Here is a 20,798-nt window from a genome sequence, read left to right on the forward strand (position 1 = left end):
TTGCCAAGAGCATACTTGCGATCAGGATGAAGTGGTGGCGACAAGTACTCAGGTGGACGATTCTTCTCGCGGTGACCGTTGCGGTCACCGTTCCGTTGACGAAGCTCGGCGTGCCGTCAGCGGCGCTGTTCGCCGCCCTTGCGGTCGGTATCGTCCTCGCACTGTTCGCGGTGGGCCCCGAGAGGGTGCCGAGGAGGTTGGGTGTCGCGGCGCAAGGTGTCCTCGGCGTCTACATCGGCACGATGGTGCAGCAGGACGCCCTCTCCACGCTTCAAGGTGACTGGTTGATCGTCGTCGCGGTCGCTGTCGGGACGCTGCTGCTCAGCGTCATCGCCGGCGCTTTACTCGGGATGCGCCGGGACGTCACCCCGCTGACGGGATCACTCGCGCTGGTGGCGGGCGGAGCCTCAGGGCTGGTGGCCATCGCCCGGGAACTCGGCGGTGACGACCGTGTCGTCGCCGTGGTGCAGTACCTGCGCGTCGCGCTCGTCACCGCGTCGATGCCCGTCGTCGTCACGTTGATCTACCACGCCGACCGGTCGCATGAGGCTGCGCAGGTCACCGAAACCACTGCGGCACCTTGGTATCTCAGCGTTGCGATCATGGCCGCGCTGATCGTCGTCGGTGTGGCCGGCGGACGGCTGATCCGCCTTCCCGGTGCTGGGCTGCTCGGGCCCCTCGCGCTGACGGTCGCGCTGGAGGTGAGCGGTTGGTCGTTCGGACTGTCGGTGCCGATGCTGCTCGTGCAGGCCGGCTACATGCTGATCGGCTGGCAGGCAGGTCTGGCCTTCACCCGTGAGTCGTTGCGCGATGTCGGGCGCATGCTGCCCGCGGCTCTGGCGCTGATCGTGTTCATCGGTGTCGCGACGGCCGGGCTCGGCATCGTGCTGGCACACGTGGCAGGGCTGACCCCGCTGGAGGGTTACCTCGCGACCAGCCCGGGCGGTGTCTACGCCGTGCTGGCCACCGCGGTCGAGACCGGCTCGAACGTCACGTTCATCATCGCCGCACAGGTGGTGCGGATCCTGCTGATGCTGTTCGCGGCGCCGCTGATGGCCCGCGGCGTGGTGTGGGCGAGCCGAAAGCTGACCGGAGGTCGCCGCATGTCAGAGGGTCACAGCCGGGTGATCACCGAAGACAGCAGGGAACCCATCCGCGTCGCCGACTGACGGCCCGCCTCGAGCACCTCGTCGTGACTCAGCGGCTGTCCCGTCATGCCCGCTGCAAGGTTCGTCACCAGCGACACCCCCAGCACGTCGGCACCTTCGGCGCGGGCCGCGATCGTCTCGTGCACCGTCGACATCCCCACCAGGTCCGCGCCGAGCGTGCGCAACATCCGGATCTCGGCCGGCGTCTCGTAATGAGGGCCGGGCAATCCGGCGTAGACGCCGTCGGCCAGTGACGGATCGATCTCGCGCGCGATGGCGCGCAGCCGCGGCGAGTACGCATCGACGAGGTCGACGAACTGCGCACCCTCCAGAGGTGAGCGGGCGGTCAGGTTCAGGTGGTCGCTGATCAGCACCGGTTCGCCCACCGAGAAGTCCGACCGCAGACCGCCGGCGGCGTTGGTCAGCACGACGGTGCGCGCGCCGGCCGCGCATGCGGTCCGCACGGGGTGCACGACGTGACGCAACGCGTGTCCCTCGTAGGCGTGGATGCGGCCGAGCAGCACCAGAACCCGGTGCGGACCGACGCGCAGCGACAACACCTGGCCGCCGTGCCCCTGGGCGCTGGGCGGCGTGAAGCCGGGGAGTTCTGCCATCGGGACGGTGGCCGTGGGTTCGCCGATCTGCGCCGCGGCGGGCGCCCATCCTGATCCGAGGACAACGGCCACGTCATAGGAGTCGACGCCGGTGCGCTCGCGCAACGTGTTCGCTGCCAGCCGGGCCTGTGCTGCCGGATCGTCCACAGGCGGCAGCCTAATCGCGCAGTGCGATACTTGCCTGCATGCCCACTGCCGCCCCATCGACATGCGTCGAAGAGGCGGTGCGCGGGCGCAGTACGGACCTGGTCGCGTTGTCGCACGCGATTCACGCCGAGCCGGAGCTGGCGTTCGCCGAGCATCGCAGCTGCGCCAAGACCAAGGCGCTGGTCGCGGAGCGGGGTTTCGAGATCTCACCGGTCGCCGGACTGGACACCGCGTTCCGTGCCGTATTCGGCAGCGGACCGCTCGTCATCGGTGTCTGCGCCGAGTACGACGCGCTGCCCGGCATCGGGCACGCCTGCGGCCACAACATCATCGCGGCGTCGGCGGTCGGCACGGCGCTGGCGTTGGCGGAGGTCGCCGACGCACTCGGGTTGACGGTCGTGCTGCTCGGCACCCCGGCCGAGGAACTCGGCGGCGGCAAGGCGCTGATGCTCGACGCGGGCGCATTCGATGACATCGCGGCGTCGGTGATGCTGCATCCGGGCCCCGTCGATATTGCCGCGGCGCGCTCGCTCGCGCTCTCAGAGGTGACGATCGGTTACACCGGCAGGGAGTCGCACGCCGCGGTCGCGCCGTATCTGGGTATCAACGCCGCCGACGCCGTCACGGTGACACAGGTGGCCATCGGTCTTCAGCGCCAGCAGTTGGCGCCCGGTCAGATGGTGCACGGCATCGTCACCGACGGCGGTCAGGCCTCCAACGTCATCCCCGCCTACGCCGAGTTGCGTTACACGATGCGGGCGACGAACTCGGAGTCGTTGCGCGAGTTGGAATCTCGCATGGCGGGGTGTTTCGCAGCGGGTGCTGTCGCGACGGGATGCGAGCACGTCGTCACCGAGACCGCGCCTGCCTACGCAGAGTTGTCACCCGATCCATGGCTTGCGGAGACGTTGCGCGCCGAGATGGTGCGCGTCGGCCGGACTCCGCTGCCTGCCGAGCTGGAGGCGACGTTGCCGTTGGGTAGCACGGACATGGGCAACGTGACGCAGGTGATGCCCGGCATCCACCCGATCGTCGGGATCGACGCCGGCGGTGCGTCCATCCACCAGCCCGCGTTCACCGCTGCCGCGGTGTCAGACAGCGCGGACGTCGCGGTCGTCGAAGGGGCCATCATGCTGGGCCGTACCGTGGTGGCGCTGGCGGAGTCCGACGTCGAGAGGAGCCGGGTGCTGGAGCAGTGGCAGAGGCGGGCCTCATGAGCGTGTTGAAGCATGCCGCCGCGCGCTGGTTGAGCGAACACTACGACGACCTCGTCGGGTGGCGCAGGCACATGCACCGGCATCCCGAGCTCGGGCGGCAGGAGTTCGCGACGACGCAGTTCGTCGCGTCGGTGCTCGCCGACGCGGGCCTCAACCCGAAGGTGCTGCCCGGCGGGACCGGCTTGACGTGTGACTTCGGGCCGGACGACGGTCCGCGGGTGGCGTTGCGTGCCGACATGGACGCCCTGCCGATGACCGAGCGCACAGGGTTGCCGTTCTCGTCGGAGGTGGCGGGCGCAGCGCATGCCTGCGGCCACGACGCCCACACCTCGGTGCTGCTGGGTGCGGCGATGGCGATGGCGTCGGAGGCCGAGCTGCCGGTCGGTGTGCGGCTGATCTTCCAGGCTGCCGAGGAGTTGATGCCCGGCGGTGCGATCGACGCGATCGAGGCGGGTGCGCTGAACGGGGTGTCGCGGATCTATGCGCTGCACTGCGATCCACACCTGGCGGTGGGGCGCGTCGCGGTGAAGGCGGGTCCGATCACGTCGGCGGCCGATCACATCGAGGTGACGCTGCATTCGCCCGGTGGCCACACGTCGCGGCCGCATCTGACCGGCGATCTGGTCTACGGTCTCGGCACGCTGATCACCGGGGTTCCTGGGATCCTGTCGCGCCGGATCGATCCACGCAACAGCACCGTCATGGTGTGGGGTGCAGTGCACGCCGGTGTCGCGGCGAATGCGATACCGCAGACGGGCACGATGGCGGGCACCATCCGTACTGCCAGCCGGGAGACCTGGCTGACTTTGGAAGATGTTGTGCAGGAAGCGATTTCGTCGTTGCTTGCGCCGCTGGGTATCGAGTATGTGGTGCAGTACCGCCGCGGGGTCCCGCCGGTGGTCAACGAGGAGATCTCCACCCGCATCATGACCCACGCCATCGAGGCGATCGGGCCCGACGTGCTCGCCGACACCCAGCAGTCCGGTGGTGGCGAGGACTTCTCCTGGTACCTCGAGGAGGTGCCCGGCGCGATGGCCCGCCTCGGTGTGTGGGACGGACGTGGCCCGCAGTTGGATCTGCACCAGCCGACGTTTGATCTGGACGAGCGCGCGCTCGGTGTCGGGGTGCGGCTGCTGGTCAACCTGGTGGAGAACAGCGCCTCGGTCCTTTGAGGGGCTCAGCCCTGAGGCACGCACACTTCCAAAAACCGTTTCGTCAGATCGAGCAGAATTTTCTGCAACTCGGCGTCGTCCAGGTCGTCGATCATGGGGTCGCCGACGCAGCCGTGGATGCCGCCACTGAGCATCGACACCGCCACGCGCGTGGTCGCGTCAGGCTCGGGGCCGAGCAAGACGTCGGCGAGTCTGTCGCCGATGAGGCGGTACTCGTCGTGCCCCTCCAGCAGGTGATGCACCGTGGGGTCGCCGTAGAAGACGCTGGAAACTCGGCGGTGCCGGATGATCAGCTCGACCATGCCGCCCATCGTCACGCTGCGCCGCGTCTCGGTCGTCGGCAGCGTGTCGGCGATGCGCAGCAGGTGCTCGATGTCGTCGAACACCGGCTTCACCACGGCCAGCGCGATGTCGTCCTTGGAGTGGAACTGGTAGTAGACGGCGGCCTTCGTCACCCCGAGGCGGTCGGCGATCATCTGCAGCGAGGTGCCACTGACGCCGTGATCGGAGAAAAGCTCGAGGGCAGCGTCGAGCACGCGCTCGCGCGCGAAGCCGCGCGTTGCCACCGGCTTGGCCATGCCACCCCCTTCGCGCACCGATCCGCGGAACTGTATCCCAGGTCACGCGGCCGGGTTGACGCTGTGGCAGATCACTAGTTAGTCGGACGGCTTGTGTGAAGTTAGCCGATTGGATAGGTTAGCTCTGCTAAACGGATAATTCCTGTCGAACACGGCCCCGCCGTAACGACTTTCGACAAGAGGGGTCGACACGGTGCACGGGGCTTCGGTGACAGAGCAAGAGACCAAGCCGCACTTCTACGGCATCGCCCGCTTTATCCGACGAGCGTCCCTGCCGATCATCCTCATCTGGGTGGCTCTCGCCGCCTTCCTGAACATCGCCGTCCCGCAGCTCGAAGCCGTCGGCAAATTGCGGTCGGTGTCGATGAGCCCCGACGAGGCGCCGGCCGTGATCTCGATGGAGCGCATCGGCGCGGTGTTCGAGGAGTACGAATCGAGCAGCTCGGCGATGATCGTGCTCGAAAGCGACGAGCCGCTCGGCGATGACGCGCGCGCCTACTACGCCCGGCTGATCGAGGCGCTGGAGTCCGATTCCAAACACGTCGAGCATGTGCAGGACCTCTGGGGTGATCCGCTGACGGCCGCGGGCGTGCAGAGCGCTGATGCCAAGTCGATGTACTTCCAGGTCAACCTCGCGGGCAACCAGGGCGAGGCGCTGGCCAACGAGTCGGTGGCCGCCGTCCAGCAGCTCGTCGCCGACAGCGAGCCTCCGGCAGGCGTGCAGGCCTACGTGACCGGCGCCTCGGTGCTCGCCGCCGAACAGGAGACGGCGGGTACCGAAAGCCTGCGGATGGTCGAGGCGCTGACGTTCCTCGTCATCACGATCATGCTGGTGCTGTTCTTCCGCTCCATCGTGACGACGTTGCTGATTCTGGTCATGGTCGGCCTGAGCTTGATGACGGTCCGGGGTGCGGTCGCGTTCCTCGGCTTCCACGGCATCATCGGGCTGTCCACGTTTGCGACGAGCCTGCTCGTCACGCTGGCCATTGCGATCGCGGTGGACTACGCCATCTTCCTCATCGGCCGCTATCAGGAGGCGAGGGGGAGCGGGCAGACGCGAGAAGCCGCCTACTACACGATGTTCGGCGGCAACGCGCACGTCATCGTCGGCTCCGGCCTGACCATCGCTGGCGCGACGTTCTGTCTGAGCTTCACGCGGCTGCCGTACTTCCAGACCCTCGGTGTGCCGCTGGCGCTGGGCATGCTGGTGCTGATCTGTGTGGCGATGACGTTCGGACCCGCGGTAGTCGTCGTAGCGAGCCGGTTCGGGCTGCTGGAACCCAAGCGCGCCATGCGCGTTCGCGGCTGGCGCAAGATCGGTGCGGCCACGGTGCGCTGGCCGGGCGCCATCCTGGTGGCCAGCGTCGCGGTCTCGTTGATCGGCCTTCTTGCCCTGCCCGGCTACCAAACCAGTTACAACGATCGCAATTATCTGCCGGCCGACATCGACTCCAATATCGGTTACGCGGCTGCCGAGAGGCACTTCTCACCGGCGCGGCTGAACCCCGAGATGTTGATGATCGAGTCCGATCACGATCTGCGGAACTCGGCGGACTTCATCGTCATCGACAAGATCGCCAAAGCGCTGTTCGCGGTCGAGGGAATCGGCCGCGTGCAGACGATCACCCGACCGGACGGGACGCCGATCGAGGGCACCACGATCCCGTACATCATGAGCCGCCAAGGCGGGACGCAGAAGCTCAACGAGAAGTACATGCTGGATCGGATGGACGACATGTCCGTCCAGGCCGCATCGCTCGACAACACCATCGCGACGATGACAAAGATGATGTCGCTGATGGGGCAGATGTCGGAGATCACCAACAGCATGGTGGCCAAGACCACGATCATGGCCGAGGACATCGCCCAATTACGGGACCACATCGCCGATCTCGACGATTTCATCCGCCCCATCCGTGCGTACTTCTACTGGGAACCGCACTGCTACAACATCCCGGTCTGCAACTCGATGAGGTCCATCTTCGACCTGATCGACGGCACGAACCTGCTGACCGACAACGTGCAGGATCTCGTTCCCGAGCTGGAGCGCCTCGCCGCGACCATGCCCAAGCTGCTCGAACTGATGCCGTCGCAGATCGAATCGATGCGCTCGCAGCGCGACATGATGCTGACGATGCAGCAGACCCAGGGTGGGCAGCTCAAGGCGTCGGCCGAGATGAGCGGCGACGCCACCGACATGGGTGACGCGTTCAATGACGCGATGAACGCCGACACCTTCTACATGCCGCCGGAAGTGTTCCAGAACAAGGACTTTCAGAGCGGTCTGGAGCAGTTCATTTCGCCCAACGGCCATGCGGTGCGGTTCATCATCGCCCACGAGGGCGATCCGCTGAGCCCCGACGGCATCGCGAAGATCGAAGCGCTCAAGACCGCGGCGAAAGAGGCGATCAAGGGCACGCCGCTGGAGGGGTCGACGATCTACCTGGGCGGCACGGCAGCCACCTTCAAGGACATGGCCGACGGCACCCAGTACGACCTCCTGATCGCCGGAATCGCCGCCATCGGACTGATTTTCATCATCATGCTGATCTTGACGCGGGCTGTGGTGGCTGCCGCGGTGATCGTCGGCACGGTGGTGCTCTCGCTGGGTGCGTCGTTCGGGCTGTCGGTGCTCGTGTGGCAGCACCTGGTGGGTATCGAGTTGCACTGGATGGTGTTACCGATGGCGGTGATCATCCTGTTGGCCGTCGGCGCGGACTACAACCTGCTGGTGGTGTCGCGCCTCAAAGAAGAGGTCCACGCCGGTCTGCACACAGGCTTGATCCGCACGATGGGCGGCAGCGGTTCGGTGGTGACCGCGGCGGGCATGGTTTTCGCGCTGACGATGATGACGATGGCGGTCAGCGACCTGACGATCATGGGTCAGGTCGGTACGACCATCGGCATGGGTCTGATCTTCGACACCTTGGTGATCCGGTCGTTCATGACACCGTCCATCGCGGCGATGCTCGGTCGGTGGTTCTGGTGGCCGCAGAAGGTGCGGCTGAGGCCGCGCCCGGTGCCGTGGGGTTCAGGGGGACTCGCACCGCGAGCGCGCGTGTCTGAACAGTGACGCGCCGCATCTAACGGCATCTCACGCCCGCTCGCGGCCCGCGAGTTATGCACAAACGCTCGTTCATCCCCAGACGGACCCATCGGCGCTAGCTGACATCACTTCGTCGTCGCAGCATCGACGTCATGAACGACGAACTCCGACAGCTTTTTCGGGCGCAGGGTGGAGTCGCGACCAGCGGCCAGATCCTCGACCGAATGCCACGGCGGGCCTTCGAGCGGGCAGTGAAAACCGGTGTGCTGGAACGGCTTTGGCAAGGAATCTATTGCGTGGGTGAGCCGAACGACGAGATGCGTCTGCGCGGCCTGGACCTGTCGGCGGGGAAGCGGGTCGCGGTGTGCCTCGGCACGGCGGCGGCGATGTACGGGTTCGACACCGAGGGACCTGCTGACCTGCATGTGCTCAACCCGCCCGGGTGCGCTTTGCGCGACGCGGACGGGCTCGTCGTGCACCGCCGCGACGGCGCGCCGCTGGTCCTCGTCGACGGTCGTCGGGCTACGTCGCCGGCGTGGACGGCGATCGAAGTGGCTCGCAGCGTGCGACGGCCGCGCGCGTTGGCCACTCTCGACGCCGCGCTGCGCAGCCAGACGTGCTGCCTGCCGGATCTCTGGCGCGCAGCCCTGGAGCAGAAAGGCCGCCGCGGCATCGTCGCGGTGCGCAACCTGCTGCCGATCGCCGACCCACGGGCCGAGTCTCCGGGCGAGAGTATGGCGCGCCTGGCGATGCTCGACGGCGGTTTGCCTGTCCCGGAGTTGCAGTACGAGGTCATCGACGGGAACGGCGACCTGCGCCGGCTCGACTTCGCCTGGCCGGACCGCGGTGTCGCTGCGGAGTACGACGGTGTCGATTGGCACTCGGACCCGGACGCCCTCAAGCGTGACCGGCAGCGTCAGGCCGCGTTGATGGCCGTGGGACTCACCGTCATCTCGATCGTGGCGGACGACCTGAGAGACGGAGGTTGGGAGATGGCGGGCCGCATCGGTGAGCAGTTGCGCAGCGCTCGCGCGGCGTGAGCGAGCGCGAGATGCCAGATATCGCAGCGCGGCGGCGTGCAGACACGCGCGCTCGCGGTGCCGACTGAACCCGCTACGAGCCGGGGCCCACGTTGCCTGCTGGGCGGGTGCGCAGATCGTGCACGTATTCGGCAGGGGCGCCGGCGATTTCAGCGGCTTCAGCCATCACGCCGAGATAGCGCGCTGACGGGATTCCGCCCTCCCACGCGTCGAGGACATACAGCCACGCCAGCACGGGATCGGTCGTCGTATCCGACGACGTGCGGTGCACCCGGCAGCGGATCTTCTTGTGGAATCCGAGCTCGGAACCTTCCCAGCGGTCGAGACTCTCCTCGTCTTCCTTGGTCATGTCGTACAGCACGACGAACACGCTCGACGTCGGGTCCTCGACGATCGTGGCCAGCGCGCCCTCCCAGCCGATGTCGGCGCCGCCGAACGTCAGCCGCCACCCGTGCAGCCAGCCCGTCCCCGCCATCGGGGAGTGCGGAGCCCGCTCCAGCATCTGCTCGGGATGCATATTCGAGCCGTAGGCGGCGTAGATCGGCACGCGAGAAGCTTAAACGCATCGTGTTGAGACGGCTGCCATCCGGCGGTACCGACGCTTGGGGGCCATCGTCACCTCGGTGCCTTAGGTTGGAACAGTGGTAACGCGCATCGTCATCATCGGCGGAGGACCGGCTGGATACGAGGCGGCGCTGGTGGCGGCCGCCCGGGGACGTGACGTCACCCAGGTGACGGTCGTCGACGAGGACGGGCTCGGCGGCGCCTGCGTTCTCTATGACTGCGTGCCGTCGAAGACGCTGATCGCCTCGACGGGTGTTCGCACGGAATTGCGCCGCGCCGGTGGCATGGGCTTCGACATCGACATCGACGCCGCCAAGATCGAGCTGCCCAAGATCAACAACCGGGCCAAGACGCTGGCCGCCTCGCAGTCCGCCGACATCGGCAGCCAGCTGCTCAACCAGGGCGTGACGATCATCGGCGGCCGCGGCGAGTTGGTCGACGACGTCCCCGGTATGGCACACCACCGCGTGAAGGTCACCACCGCGGACGGCAAGGTGGGAGTCCTCAAAGCCGACGTCGTGCTCATTGCCACCGGTGCGCAGCCGCGGGTGCTGCCGCATGCGGTCCCCGACGGCGAGCGGATCCTGACGTGGCGCCAGCTCTACGAACTCAACGAGCTGCCGACGCACCTGATCATCGTCGGCTCCGGCGTGACGGGTGCGGAGTTCTGCAACGCCTACACCGAGCTCGGTGTGACGGTGACGGTGGTGGCCAGCCGCGATCAGATCCTGCCGCACGAGGACTCCGATGCGGCCGCGGTTCTCGAGCAGGTTTTCGAGCAGCGGGGCGTGACGTTGGTCAAGAACGCGCGTGCGGACTCCGTGACGCGCACCGACACCGGTGTCCGCGTCGCGATCGCCGATGGACGTGTCATCGACGGCAGTCACGCCCTGATGACCGTCGGGTCGGTGCCCAACACGTCGGGGCTGGGGCTCGACCGCGTCGGCGTCGAGCTCAAACCGGGCGGCTATATCCCGGTCGACCGGGTGTCGCGCACTCCCGCCCCCGGCATCTATGCCGCCGGTGACTGCACCGGGCTGCTGCCGCTGGCGTCGGTGGCCGCCATGCAGGGCCGCATCGCGATGTACCACGCGCTCGGCGAGGGGGTGTCGCCGATCCGGTTGCGCACGGTTGCGGCGGCGACGTTCACCCGCCCCGAGATCGGCGCCGTCGGCATCCCGCAGTCGGCGATCGACGACGGCAGTGTGCCCGCTCGGACCTTGATGTTGCCGCTGAGCACGAACGCACGCGCGAAGATGTCGCTGCTGCAGCACGGCTTCGTGAAGATCTTCTGCCGGCCGGCGACGGGCGTCGTGATCGGCGGCGTCGTGGTCGCGCCCATCGCCTCGGAGCTGATCCTGCCGATCGCGCTGGCGGTGCAGAACAACCTGTCGGTGACCGACCTGGCGCAGACGCTGTCGGTGTATCCGTCGTTGTCGGGGTCCATCGTGGAGGCTGCCCGCCGGTTGATGGCCCACGACGATCTCGACTAGCCGGTTGTCCGGTTTCGGTACCTGCTTCCTCGCCGCCCGATCGTCATCCGGCTAGCCTGGGAACGGCAATCCGTACTGACGAGTAACCGAGGAGTCGGCCAGCGTGAGTGACCCGATCCCAGCTCCAGGCAACGGGCAGACATTCCTGGGCCCTGACCAGCGCGGTCGCGCCTGGGAGCGGCTCAGCAGCGAACAGTTCGACGTCATCGTCATCGGCGGGGGCATCGTCGGGGCGGGTGCCGCCCTGGACGCGGCCACCCGCGGCCTGAAGGTGGCGCTTGTCGAGGCGCGCGATTTCGCGTCCGGGACGTCGAGTCGCAGCAGCAAGATGTTCCACGGCGGGTTGCGCTATCTCGAGCAGCTGGAGTTCGGGCTGGTGCGGGAAGCACTGCACGAGCGTGAGCTGTCGCTGACGACGCTGGCGCCGCATTTGGTGAAACCGCTGCCGTTCCTGTTCCCGCTGACCAAGCGGTACTGGGAGAGGCCCTACATCGCAGCCGGCATCTTCCTCTATGACCAACTGGGCGGTTCGAAATCCGTTCCGGCACAGAAGCATCTGACGCGTTCGGGTGCTCTCCGGCTGTCGCCGGGGCTGAAGCGCAGTTCCCTCATCGGCGGGATCCGCTATTACGACACGGTCGTCGACGATGCGCGCCACACCACGACCGTCGCGCGCACCGCGGCGCATTACGGTGCTGTCGTCCGGACGTCGACGCAGGTGGTGGCGTTGCTGCGCGAGGGTGACCGGGTCACCGGTGTGCGGGTGCGGGACTCCGAGGACGGCGCCGTCACCGAGGTGCGGGGCCACGTGGTCGTCAACGCCACCGGCGTGTGGACCGACGAGATCCAGGCGCTGTCGAAGCAGCGCGGCCGGTTCCGGGTGCGCGCGTCCAAGGGCGTGCACATCGTGGTGCCGCGGGACCGTGTCGTCAGCGAGGTGGCGATCATCCTGCGTACCGAGAAGTCGGTGCTGTTCGTCATCCCGTGGGGCACGCACTGGATCATCGGGACCACCGACACCGACTGGAATCTCGACCTTGCCCACCCGGCCGCGACGAAGGCCGACATCGACTACATCTTGGGTCACGTCAACAAGGTGCTGGCCACCCCGCTGACCCACGACGACATCGACGGGGTCTATGCCGGGCTGCGTCCGCTGCTGGCGGGGGAGAGCGAAGAGACCTCGAAGCTCTCGCGTGAGCATGCGGTGGCGGTACCGTCGCCGGGACTGGTGGCGATTGCCGGCGGCAAGTACACCACCTATCGCGTGATGGCCGAGGATGCGATCGACGCTGCCGCCGAGTTCATCCCGACGCGGGTGGCGAAATCGATCACCGAGAAGGTCCCGTTGATGGGAGCTGACGGATACTTCGCTCTGGTCAACCAAACAGGAAGTGTCGGTTCGCATTACGATCTGCATCCGTATCGGGTCAGGCATCTGTTGGATCGCTACGGTTCGCTGATCGGGGAAGTGCTCAAGTTCGCCGAAGACCGACCTGAACTGCTGGGACCGATCACCGAGGCGCCGGTCTACCTCAAAGTCGAAGCGGCCTATGCGGCCGCGGCCGAGGGGGCGCTGCACCTCGAAGACATCCTCGCCCGCCGGATGCGCATCTCCATCGAGTACCCCCACCGGGGCGTCGACTGTGCGCGTGAGGTCGCCGAAGTCGTTGCGCCCATTCTGGGTTGGAGCCCCGAGGACGTCGACCGTGAAGTTCAGACGTACCTGGCCCGGGTCGAGGCCGAGGTGCGTTCCCAGACCCAACCCGACGACGCGTCCGCAGATGCGTTGCGGGCCGCTGCTCCTGAGGCGCGGGCCGAGATCCTTGAGCCGGTACCGCTGAATTGAGGCCTCGCCCGCTGCCGGATCGGGACGGCCTCGGACCGGCGCGGGTCAGACTGCGCGGGGGAGCGGTCCTGGTCGAGATGGCCGACCGCTTCGGCGAACCTGCTGCTGCGAAAGTCCTTGCCGGAGAGGTGTTCTGCGCCGACGGCACAGTCGTGACCGCGTCGACGGTGCTGCCGCCGAACTCGCATGTATTCCTGTACCGCGATCTGCCCGACGAAGTGCCCGTTCCCTTCGACATTCCCATTCTGTACCGCGACAGCGACATCGTCGTCGTGGACAAGCCGCACTTCCTCGCGACCATGCCGCGCGGCCGGCACGTCGTCCAGACGGCACTGGTCCGGCTCCGGCGGGAATTGGCGTTGCCCGATCTGAGTCCTGCACATCGGCTCGACCGACTGACCGCGGGTGTTCTGCTGTTCACCGTCCGCCGCGAGATCCGCGGCGCGTACCAGACCCTGTTCGCGCGCGGGGAAGTGACGAAGATCTACCTGGCGCACTCCTCGACGGACACCGAGCTGGAGTTGCCCGTGACGGTTCGAAGCCGAATCGTCAAGCGGCGGGGGAGTTTGCAAGCGGTGGAGGAGCCAGGTGAGCCGAACGCGGAGACGCTGGTCGAGCATGTCGACGGTCTGTACCGACTGTCCCCGAGGACGGGTCGTACTCACCAGCTACGCGTGCACATGTCGAGGCTCGGCGTGCCGATCACCGGAGATCCGTTGTATCCCAACATCATCGACGTCGATCCCGCTGACTTCTCCGCACCGCTGGCGCTTCTCGCGCAGTCGCTGGAGTTCAGGGATCCGCTGACGGGCATCTACCGCCGATTCGCCAGTGATCGGATGGTGGCGGGCGGATAGTGTGCGCTCAGATCGCGACTCCCCTCGGTCGATCGCGCATGATCGCGATCTGAGCGCACACCGGAAGCGTTGTGACGCGATTTCCGTTCCGTGCCCGCGCGGCCCCGACTCCGCACACACGGCAATGTACTGCATCCGCAAAGAGTTCGCTGACCGATTTGGCTTCCCCGTCAATCTACGCCCTGACTAGGCAAAGCTCCGACAAGTCGTTTGTATAGTTCATTTGCGCACTAGGCTGAATTTCGGCTACTAAGCGCGGTGTTTGCGCTGGCGTCATACCAAGGTCAAATGCTGTATCTATGCGCGAAAACGCGCCGTCACAGTGCAAGTGCGGCAAAGATCACGCAGTCCTTGGGTGCAGTGCTCGCGTGCGCACGTCGACCGCTTCGTGTTGCGCGAGTTGAGCCTCATGGCGGCGTAACGGCTGCCACAATCTGCAAGATGTCGGCGGCGTCGACCGCCCGAAGCAGAGGAGTGGCCTTGCGTACGAGCTGGCTCGTGGTGGCGGCAGCAGTGGTCCTGGGAGGGGCTCTGGCGCCCGCCCCGCCAAGCCGGGCGGTGGTCTGCGGGTCGGTCGGTGGCGTGCATCTGGACGTCACCGGTTGCTCGGACCCGTTGTCCGAGCTCAACGACGTCCTGGACTATCCCCCGCCCCCGCCGCCTCCGCCGGTGTACATCCCGCCGACGCCGAACGTCGCGGTCTGTGCCGACGTCGGACGCAGGATCAACGTGAGCGGGTGCATCTGATGGACCGTTCGTCTTTCGACCGGCTTTTCGACATGACCGATCGGACCGTCATCGTCACCGGCGGCACGCGCGGGATCGGGCTGGCCCTCGCGGAGGGATACATCCTGGCCGGCGCCCGCGTCGTCGTCGCGAGCCGCAAGGCCGAGGCGTGTGAGCGGGCGGCGCAGCATTTACGTGAACTTGGCGGCCAGGCCGTCGGTGTGCCTGCGCATCTGGGGGAGGTCGACGATGTCGGTGCGCTCGTCGAACGCACCGTCTCGGAGTTCGGCGGCCTGGACGTCGTGGTCAACAACGCCGCGAACCCGCTGGCGATGCCGCTGGGCACCATCACCGCAGAGGCGATGACCAAGTCCTTCGACGTCAACCTCCGCGGCCCCGTTCTGCTGGTGCAGGAGGCGATGCCGCATCTGAAGGCCAGCGAGCACGCCGCGGTGCTGAACATGGTCTCGGTCGGGGCGTTCATCTTCGCGCCGATGTTGTCGATCTACGCGTCGATGAAGGCGGCGATGATGTCGTTCACCAGGTCGATGGCGGCCGAACTCGTCAAGGACGGCATTCGCGTCAACGCCTTGGCGCCGGGGCCCGTCGACACGGACATGATGCGCAAGAACCCGCAGGAGGCCATCGACGGCATGGTCGGCGGCACGCTGGTCGGGCGGCTTGCGACCGCGGACGAGATGGTTGGGCCCGCGCTGCTGCTCACGTCGGATGCCGGCAGCTACATGACCGGGCAGGTCATCATCGTCGACGGTGGTGGGACGCCCAGGTAGGGCCACCCGCCAGTTGTTGACCATACGCATGAGTCGATGTGTATGGTGACGGTATGACGATCGATCGGACGTTGACCGAGCGCGGCCTCGCTCTGGTGAACGGCAAGACCACCGACATGGCGGATTCAGTCCTGCGGGTGCCGCTGCACTACTACCGCGACCCCAAGATCACCGAGATCGAGGAGTCGTCGATCCTCCGGCGCACTCCGCTTGCGATCGTGCCGAGTGCGCAGATCCCGCAGAACCACGACTATGTGGTGCGCTCGGTGCTGGGCGATTCCCTGTTGGTCACCCGCGACGGCGAAGGGCGGGCGCACGTTTTCCTGAACTACTGCCGCCACCGTGGCGCCATGCCCGCCTGCGGCAGCGGCAACGCCCGTCGCTTCGTATGTCCTTATCACGCTTGGAATTACGACACTGCAGGCAAGTTGGTGCGGATACCCGGGAAAGCGGGTTTCGACGGAATCGACCCGGATGGCTACGGGCTCCTCGAGCTGCCGAACGAGGAACGCTTCGGCTTCGTCTGGGCGGTGCTGACAGCGGGAGCCGACATCGACCTCGACGCACACCTGGGCAGCTTTGCCGCCGAGCTCGACCAGTGGAACTACGCGGCGTTCGGTTACCACGACCAGCGCGAGTTCGAATCCGAAACCAGTTGGAAGGGGGCATTGGAGGCATTCGCCGAGGGCTACCATTTCCCGTTCGTCCACGGCCAGAGCGTCATAGGGCAGAACACCGTCGCCAACACGCACGTCTATGACGAATGGGGGCGTCATCACCGAATCGGCTTCCCGTTCAACAACATCGCCGATCTCAACGAAAGCCCGTCCGAGGACTGGGATCCCATCCTGCGCATGGGTGTCATCTACTGGATCTATCCGAACCTGGTCCTCGCCAACAGCCCCGTGGGAGTGGAGATCATCGACATCCTGCCCGCGGGTGAGCCTACGCGGTGCTCGGTGCGGCACAGCTGGATGGCGCGCTACCCGGCGACTGACGACGCGCAACGCGCGTTTTACGACGAGATCTACAGCCAGGTGCACGCCGCCGTGCGCGACGAGGATTTCGTGATGCTGCCCCAATGTGGGGAAGGAGTGCGGCACGGACAGCACGACCATATGGTCATCGGCCGCAACGAGATCGGCGTGCAGCACATGATCCGTGTGCTCGCGGGCGAGCTGGGCGTCGCGCTGGACTGACCTGCAGCGCTCAGGCCTTCTTCAGGATCTTCGCGGCGGCCTCGCGCATCTCGCCGCTGGTCGACGACAGGATTTGGCTGCGGTTCTCCAAGTGCAGAGCGGCCTCCAGGCTCGATGCTTCAAGGTTCGCCCACAGCACCTGCTTGGTCGATTCGACGCCGAATTTTCCATAGCCGCAGAGGGTTTCGGCGACAGACAACGCTTCATCAAGGGGTGCTTCGTTCACCCGCGACACCAGTCCGATGCGCAGTGCTTCGTCGGCATCCACCGCGCGAGCGGTGAGAATGAGGTCGAAAGCTGCACCGGCGCCGACGATTCGGGGCAGGGTGTAGCTGACTCCGATGTCACAACCTCCGAGTCCCAGCTTGATGAACTGTGTGCAGAACCGTGCCGACGGTGACGCGATGCGCAGATCGCACGCCGCGGCGATTCCGAGCCCGCCGCCGTAGGCCACGCCGTTGACGGCCGCGATCACCGGCTGGCGCAGGCGGTGGATCTTGGCGGTGAGATCGGCGATGCGCTCCTGCCACCGCATGCCCGACCGTGGAAATTCGGTCCCGCCGCCGGCCTCGTCCGGATTGGGCACGCTCAGGTCCAGTCCGGAGCAGAAACCCCGTCCCGCACCCGTGAGCACCACGACACGGCACGTGTTGTCGGCGGCGATGGCGTCCAGCGCGGCGTGCAACGCCTCGACCAGCTCGTAGGACAGCGCATTGAGCTTGTCGGGCCGATTCAGCGTGACGACCGCGATCTCGGGTCGGGGATGGACGACTTCCAGTACGGGCGACATGCCCGTCACGTTAACTGCTGCGCCAACCCGCCACGCCGACAGTGATCATCCGCAGTTGTTTGACCGCGGTGCGCCGGATCTCTTCGACACTGGCCGGGTCCGTGGCATCTTCAAGCGACTCGGCGATGACGATCATCGTGTTGACGAACACGCTGGCCAGGATGTTGAGGTCCTCGCTGCTCCAGGTGTTCAGATTGGGGAAGCGGGCCAGGTCGATCGCCAATTCCGAAGTGATCAACCGGATTTCGGTGCGAATGGCGTAGCGCAGCGCGGTGACGCCGGTGGACCGCTCCCGCCCGATGAACCGCCAGTGCTCGCGACGCGCCTGGACGCCGTCGATGAGGATGTCGACCGACGATTCGATGACGCGGTTCGGGTCGAGCTTGCCGGCGCGTGCGCCCCGCAACATGTCGCGTAGCGACCGGAAGGACTCGTCGATCAGGACGAGACCGAGCGTCTCCATCGACTCGAAGTGGCGGTAGAACGCCGCGGGCACGATCCCGGCTTCGCGGGTGACCTCACGCAGGCTCAGGGCGCTGAAGCCGCGCTCGGCAAGCAGGTGTAGTGCCGCGTCGACGATGGCGCGGCGGGTGGCTTCCTTACGTTCCTCGCGTGACTGGGTCTTGTCGTCCCGATCCCTGCGTGAACGCCCCGATCGTGAGCTGGGCGTACGACTGTTCACTATGTGAAACCTACCACAAGCTGGGTCGATCTCTTGACGCAGCCGATCCGTGGCGCGCACGGTGTACATATGTTCACTGAAACATTGACCAAGCGGAGTAAGCGGTCCGCCCTGCTGGACCTCCTGACCGGTCCGCACGGCGTCGACCGGTACACCGAGCTGGTCGACCCCACCTGGACGCGTGGTCAGGGCCGCGCCCGGGTCATCGGGGTGCGACGCACCACGTCGCGAAGTGTGACCCTGACATTGGCGCCCAATCGCGCGTTCACCGGTTTCCGCGCCGGCCAGCACATCAATGTCTCCGTCGAGATCGACGGTCGCCGCCGGACCCGGCCGTACTCGCCCGCCAACGGCGAGAACGAGGGCAACATCGAGCTCACCATCGGCCGCCACGACGGCGGACTGATGTCGACCTACCTGTTCGAGCACGCGCGCCCCGGCATGGTCGTCGGCCTCGACTCGGTCGGAGGCGACTTCACGTTGCCTGCCTCCGGGGTGGGCCGAGTGTTGTTCGTCGCCGGCGGCAGCGGGATCACACCCGTCATGTCGATGCTGCGCACGCTGCGTGCGAGGCGGCACACCGGTGAGGTGGTGTTCGTCCACTACGCCCGCTCTGCCGACGAGGCCTGCTACCGAGCAGAACTCGCCGAGATTGCGTATGCGATGCCGAATGTGACCGTGCTGCACGGGTTCACGCGCAACCGCATCGGCTCGAACCTGGACGGCCGCTTCGGCCGTGAGCACGTCGACATCGATCCCGACGCGGTGTACGTGTGCGGGCCGCCATCGCTCGTCGACGCGGTCCGGGAGGTGTTCCCCGAAGCGCAGTCGGAAAGCTTCGTGCCCCCGGACTTCTCGGCCTCGGAATCGACCGGAGGCACGGTGCGCTTCACCGCCAGCGGCCAGGACGTCGTCGACGACGGCAGGCCGCTTCTCAACCAGGCCGAGGACGCGGGCCTGACTCCGGAGAGCGGATGCCGCATGGGCATCTGCTTCTCCTGCACACGACGCAAGACCAGCGGAATCGTCCGCAATGTCGTCACCGGAGCGGTGTCCTCGAGCGAGGAAGAGGACGTGCAGATCTGCGTGTCCGCACCCGTCGGCGACGTCTGCATCGACCTTTAAATCGGACCTGAATAGACAAGGGAGGCAAAGTCATGACTGAAGTTCTCGACAACACCGCCGCCACCACCGCCGCGCAGGCGCGGACCATCACCAAGACCGTGGCGGGCAAGCCCATCACGTTGACACCCGAGCAGGCCGAAGCGTTCGGCCGCGAGCTCGACGCACTCAAGGAAAGTGTCATCGCCGACCTCGGCGAGCGCGACGCGACCTACATCCGGCGAATGATCAAGGCGCAGCGCGGCCTTGAGATCGGTGGCCGGGCGCTCCTGTTCGGCGGCATTTTCCCGCCGTTCTGGCTCGCCGGCACCGCGATGCTCGGTCTGTCGAAGATCATCGACAACATGGAGATCGGCCACAACGTCATGCACGGCCAGTACGACTGGATGGGTGACCCGGCGATCTCCAGCAAGGGCTTCGAATGGGACACCGCGTGCCCGGCCGACCAGTGGCGCCACTCGCACAACTACATGCACCACACCTACACCAATATCGTTGGGCTGGACCGTGATATCGGCTACGGCATCCTGCGTATGAGTTCCGACCAGAAGTGGCGGCCCTACTACCTGGGTAACCCGGTGTATGCGTTCCTGCTGATGGTGCTGTTCCAGTACGGGGTGGCGTTGCACGAGCTGGAGAGCGAGAAGATCGCGTCCGGTGAGATCACGCTGACCGACAAGCGGGAGATCCTCAGTGAGATCTGGGCGAAGACGAAGCGCCAGACGCTCAAGGACTATGTCGCGTTCCCGCTGCTGGCCGGACCGTTCGCGCCGTGGGTGTTCGCGGGGAATCTGACCGCGAACCTGATGCGCAACGTGTGGTCGTACATGATCATCTTCTGCGGACATTTCCCTGAAGACGTCCAGGAGTTCTCGATCGAGGAGACCAAGGCCGAGACGCGCGGGCAGTGGTACTTCCGCCAGGTGCTCGGCTCCGCCAACCTCACGGGCGGAAAGCTGTTCCACATCTTGAGCGGCAACCTGTCGTTCCAGATCGAGCACCACCTGTTCCCCGACATTCCGGCGTTCCGGCACGCGGAGATCGCGCCTAAGGTTCGCGAGATCTGCGAGCGCTACGGCGTGCCCTACAACACGGGTCCGCTGCCGAAGCAGTTTGCGACGGTGGTTCGCAAGATCGTCAAGTTCGCGCTTCCCTTCTGATCTTGTTCGAATCGCACTCCACGCGGCCCGCCCGTCGGATCCGCCGCGTGGAGTGCGATTTTCGGCATCTACGGTCTCGGGACGTAGGTCTTGTCGGAACGCTGTCCGCATGGTGAGGTGTGCAGGGTCGGGTCATCTTTGCGGAAGGAACGTTTCATGCGTGCTGCGGTTGCGGCGGTATCGGTGTTGGCGGCAGCAGGTGCCCTGAGCGGGATCGGCGTTGCCTGGGCACAACCCCCGGTTCCCTCTGCGGGCGAGCTGACGTCGGAGTTGCAGCAGGTGCTCAACACCGGAACGCCGACCCAGGTGCGCGCGTCGAAGCTGGCCGGCGGCGACGCCGCCGTGCCGACCGCCGACAACATTGCCAACCGGCTCAACACCTATGGAGGCATGGTGAACTGGCAGGTCCAGAACCCGGTGCTCAACGGCAACCAGCTCGATGCGCAGATCGCCGTCACCATCCCGATCTTCGGTACCAAGACGCACAACATCTACTGGATCGACCAGGACGGCACCTGGAAGCTGTCGAACCCGTCGGCCTGCGTGATCGCGCGCGACGTCGCCGGCGTCGACTGCACGGTCTAGCTTCCTTCACGCGCGCCG

Annotated in this window: 19 protein-coding genes; 14 read left to right on the plus strand and 5 right to left on the minus strand. The window is 66.4% G+C overall.

From position 1 onward, the window contains the following. Positions 1-26: 26 nt before the first annotated feature. A complete protein-coding gene (locus P9A17_RS06105; protein WP_278037684.1) occupies positions 27-1,169 on the plus strand; it encodes an AbrB family transcriptional regulator in 1,143 nt (380 codons plus the stop codon). On the opposite strand, the gene P9A17_RS06110 is transcribed toward P9A17_RS06105, so the two are convergent. Next, positions 1,115-1,972, minus strand: a complete 858-nt coding sequence (locus P9A17_RS06110; protein ID WP_278037685.1) for a purine-nucleoside phosphorylase — start codon at positions 1,970-1,972, stop codon at positions 1,115-1,117. The genes P9A17_RS06105 and P9A17_RS06110 overlap by 55 nt on opposite strands. Here P9A17_RS06110 and P9A17_RS06115 point away from each other — a divergent pair. Both P9A17_RS06115 and P9A17_RS06120 read left to right on the plus strand, forming a co-directional pair. Continuing rightward, positions 1,948-3,126, plus strand: coding sequence for a M20 family metallopeptidase (locus P9A17_RS06115; RefSeq protein WP_278037686.1), 1,179 nt, complete (start codon positions 1,948-1,950; stop codon positions 3,124-3,126). The genes P9A17_RS06110 and P9A17_RS06115 overlap by 25 nt on opposite strands. After that, positions 3,123-4,298, plus strand: coding sequence for a M20 family metallopeptidase (locus P9A17_RS06120; RefSeq protein ID WP_278037687.1), 1,176 nt, complete (start codon positions 3,123-3,125; stop codon positions 4,296-4,298). Before P9A17_RS06115 ends, P9A17_RS06120 begins: the two co-directional genes overlap by 4 nt. Positions 4,299-4,303: 5 nt before the next feature. Here P9A17_RS06120 and P9A17_RS06125 read toward each other — a convergent pair whose 3' ends face one another. After that, positions 4,304-4,876 (minus strand): TetR/AcrR family transcriptional regulator, encoded by a 573-nt coding sequence (locus P9A17_RS06125; protein WP_278037688.1) that lies wholly within the window; start codon positions 4,874-4,876, stop codon positions 4,304-4,306. Positions 4,877-5,084: 208 nt separating this feature from the next. On the opposite strand from P9A17_RS06125, the gene P9A17_RS06130 reads away from it, so the two are divergent. After that, complete coding sequence (locus tag P9A17_RS06130; protein WP_278037689.1) at positions 5,085-7,949, plus strand: MMPL family transporter; 2,865 nt, start codon at positions 5,085-5,087, stop codon at positions 7,947-7,949. Positions 7,950-8,074: 125 nt separating this feature from the next. Then, positions 8,075-8,962, plus strand: a complete 888-nt coding sequence (locus P9A17_RS06135) for a type IV toxin-antitoxin system AbiEi family antitoxin domain-containing protein (protein ID WP_278037690.1) — start codon at positions 8,075-8,077, stop codon at positions 8,960-8,962. 73 nt (positions 8,963-9,035) lie between these two features. On the opposite strand, the gene P9A17_RS06140 is transcribed toward P9A17_RS06135, so the two are convergent. Then, the gene (locus P9A17_RS06140) at positions 9,036-9,509 is read right to left on the minus strand and encodes a gamma-glutamylcyclotransferase (protein ID WP_278037691.1); all 474 of its coding nucleotides are present in this window, start codon (positions 9,507-9,509) and stop codon (positions 9,036-9,038) included. A gap of 94 nt (positions 9,510-9,603) precedes the next feature. Between P9A17_RS06140 and P9A17_RS06145 the strand changes: the two genes are divergently transcribed. From P9A17_RS06145 to P9A17_RS06170, 6 genes are all read left to right on the plus strand, one after another. Next, on the plus strand, positions 9,604-11,019 hold the full coding sequence (locus P9A17_RS06145; protein ID WP_278037692.1) for an NAD(P)H-quinone dehydrogenase: 1,416 nt from the start codon (positions 9,604-9,606) through the stop codon (positions 11,017-11,019). 103 nt (positions 11,020-11,122) lie between these two features. Continuing rightward, positions 11,123-12,868 (plus strand): glycerol-3-phosphate dehydrogenase, encoded by a 1,746-nt coding sequence (glpD, locus tag P9A17_RS06150; protein ID WP_278037693.1) that lies wholly within the window; start codon positions 11,123-11,125, stop codon positions 12,866-12,868. After that, positions 12,865-13,725 carry a pseudouridine synthase gene (locus tag P9A17_RS06155; protein ID WP_278037694.1) on the plus strand — a complete coding sequence of 287 codons (861 nt, stop codon included), beginning with the start codon at positions 12,865-12,867 and terminating at the stop codon, positions 13,723-13,725. Before glpD ends, P9A17_RS06155 begins: the two co-directional genes overlap by 4 nt. Before the next feature lie 480 nt (positions 13,726-14,205). Continuing rightward, positions 14,206-14,472: an RNA-binding protein gene (locus tag P9A17_RS06160; protein WP_278037695.1), complete on the plus strand. Its 267-nt coding sequence runs from the start codon at positions 14,206-14,208 to the stop codon at positions 14,470-14,472. After that, positions 14,472-15,242, plus strand: a complete 771-nt coding sequence (locus tag P9A17_RS06165) for an SDR family oxidoreductase (protein WP_278037696.1) — start codon at positions 14,472-14,474, stop codon at positions 15,240-15,242. The genes P9A17_RS06160 and P9A17_RS06165 overlap by 1 nt, the downstream gene beginning before the upstream one ends. 53 nt (positions 15,243-15,295) lie before the next feature. Further along, positions 15,296-16,441, plus strand: coding sequence for an aromatic ring-hydroxylating dioxygenase subunit alpha (locus P9A17_RS06170; RefSeq protein ID WP_278037697.1), 1,146 nt, complete (start codon positions 15,296-15,298; stop codon positions 16,439-16,441). 10 nt (positions 16,442-16,451) lie between these two features. Here the strand turns inward: P9A17_RS06170 and P9A17_RS06175 are convergent, their stop codons facing one another. Continuing rightward, positions 16,452-17,231 carry an enoyl-CoA hydratase-related protein gene (locus tag P9A17_RS06175; protein WP_278037698.1) on the minus strand — a complete coding sequence of 260 codons (780 nt, stop codon included), beginning with the start codon at positions 17,229-17,231 and terminating at the stop codon, positions 16,452-16,454. A gap of 10 nt (positions 17,232-17,241) precedes the next feature. Further along, positions 17,242-17,913, minus strand: a complete 672-nt coding sequence (locus P9A17_RS06180; protein ID WP_278037699.1) for a TetR family transcriptional regulator — start codon at positions 17,911-17,913, stop codon at positions 17,242-17,244. 69 nt (positions 17,914-17,982) lie between these two features. On the opposite strand from P9A17_RS06180, the gene P9A17_RS06185 reads away from it, so the two are divergent. The 3 genes from P9A17_RS06185 to P9A17_RS06195 all read left to right on the plus strand — a co-directional run bounded on the left by P9A17_RS06185 (position 17,983) and on the right by P9A17_RS06195 (position 20,780). Continuing rightward, positions 17,983-19,038: a ferredoxin reductase gene (locus P9A17_RS06185; RefSeq protein WP_278037700.1), complete on the plus strand. Its 1,056-nt coding sequence runs from the start codon at positions 17,983-17,985 to the stop codon at positions 19,036-19,038. A gap of 32 nt (positions 19,039-19,070) precedes the next feature. Further along, entirely contained in the window at positions 19,071-20,195 is a 1,125-nt protein-coding gene (locus P9A17_RS06190) for an acyl-CoA desaturase (protein WP_278037701.1), read from the plus strand. A 156-nt stretch (positions 20,196-20,351) separates the two neighbouring features. Beyond that, the gene (locus P9A17_RS06195) at positions 20,352-20,780 is read left to right on the plus strand and encodes a hypothetical protein (protein WP_278037702.1); all 429 of its coding nucleotides are present in this window, start codon (positions 20,352-20,354) and stop codon (positions 20,778-20,780) included. Positions 20,781-20,798 lie beyond the last annotated feature (18 nt).

Origin of the sequence: Mycobacterium sp. 236(2023), from assembly GCF_029623955.1 — a bacterium.
GTDB lineage: Bacteria > Actinomycetota > Actinomycetes > Mycobacteriales > Mycobacteriaceae > Mycobacterium.

Excerpts from the sequence above, each read along its gene's own strand:
- P9A17_RS06120 (WP_278037687.1), top strand. The coding sequence starts at position 3,123 with ATGAGCGTGTTGAAGCATGCCGCCGCGCGCTGGTTGAGCGAACACTAC.
- P9A17_RS06175 (WP_278037698.1), bottom strand. The coding sequence starts at position 17,231 with ATGTCGCCCGTACTGGAAGTCGTCCATCCCCGACCCGAGATCGCGGTC.
- P9A17_RS06195 (WP_278037702.1), top strand. The coding sequence starts at position 20,352 with ATGCGTGCTGCGGTTGCGGCGGTATCGGTGTTGGCGGCAGCAGGTGCC.
- P9A17_RS06170 (WP_278037697.1), top strand. The coding sequence starts at position 15,296 with ATGACGATCGATCGGACGTTGACCGAGCGCGGCCTCGCTCTGGTGAAC.
- P9A17_RS06105 (WP_278037684.1), top strand. The coding sequence starts at position 27 with ATGAAGTGGTGGCGACAAGTACTCAGGTGGACGATTCTTCTCGCGGTG.
- P9A17_RS06135 (WP_278037690.1), top strand. The coding sequence starts at position 8,075 with ATGAACGACGAACTCCGACAGCTTTTTCGGGCGCAGGGTGGAGTCGCG.
- P9A17_RS06110 (WP_278037685.1), bottom strand. The coding sequence starts at position 1,972 with ATGTCGATGGGGCGGCAGTGGGCATGCAGGCAAGTATCGCACTGCGCG.
- P9A17_RS06185 (WP_278037700.1), top strand. The coding sequence starts at position 17,983 with ATGTTCACTGAAACATTGACCAAGCGGAGTAAGCGGTCCGCCCTGCTG.
- P9A17_RS06125 (WP_278037688.1), bottom strand. The coding sequence starts at position 4,876 with ATGGCCAAGCCGGTGGCAACGCGCGGCTTCGCGCGCGAGCGCGTGCTC.
- P9A17_RS06165 (WP_278037696.1), top strand. The coding sequence starts at position 14,472 with ATGGACCGTTCGTCTTTCGACCGGCTTTTCGACATGACCGATCGGACC.
- P9A17_RS06115 (WP_278037686.1), top strand. The coding sequence starts at position 1,948 with ATGCCCACTGCCGCCCCATCGACATGCGTCGAAGAGGCGGTGCGCGGG.
- P9A17_RS06190 (WP_278037701.1), top strand. The coding sequence starts at position 19,071 with ATGACTGAAGTTCTCGACAACACCGCCGCCACCACCGCCGCGCAGGCG.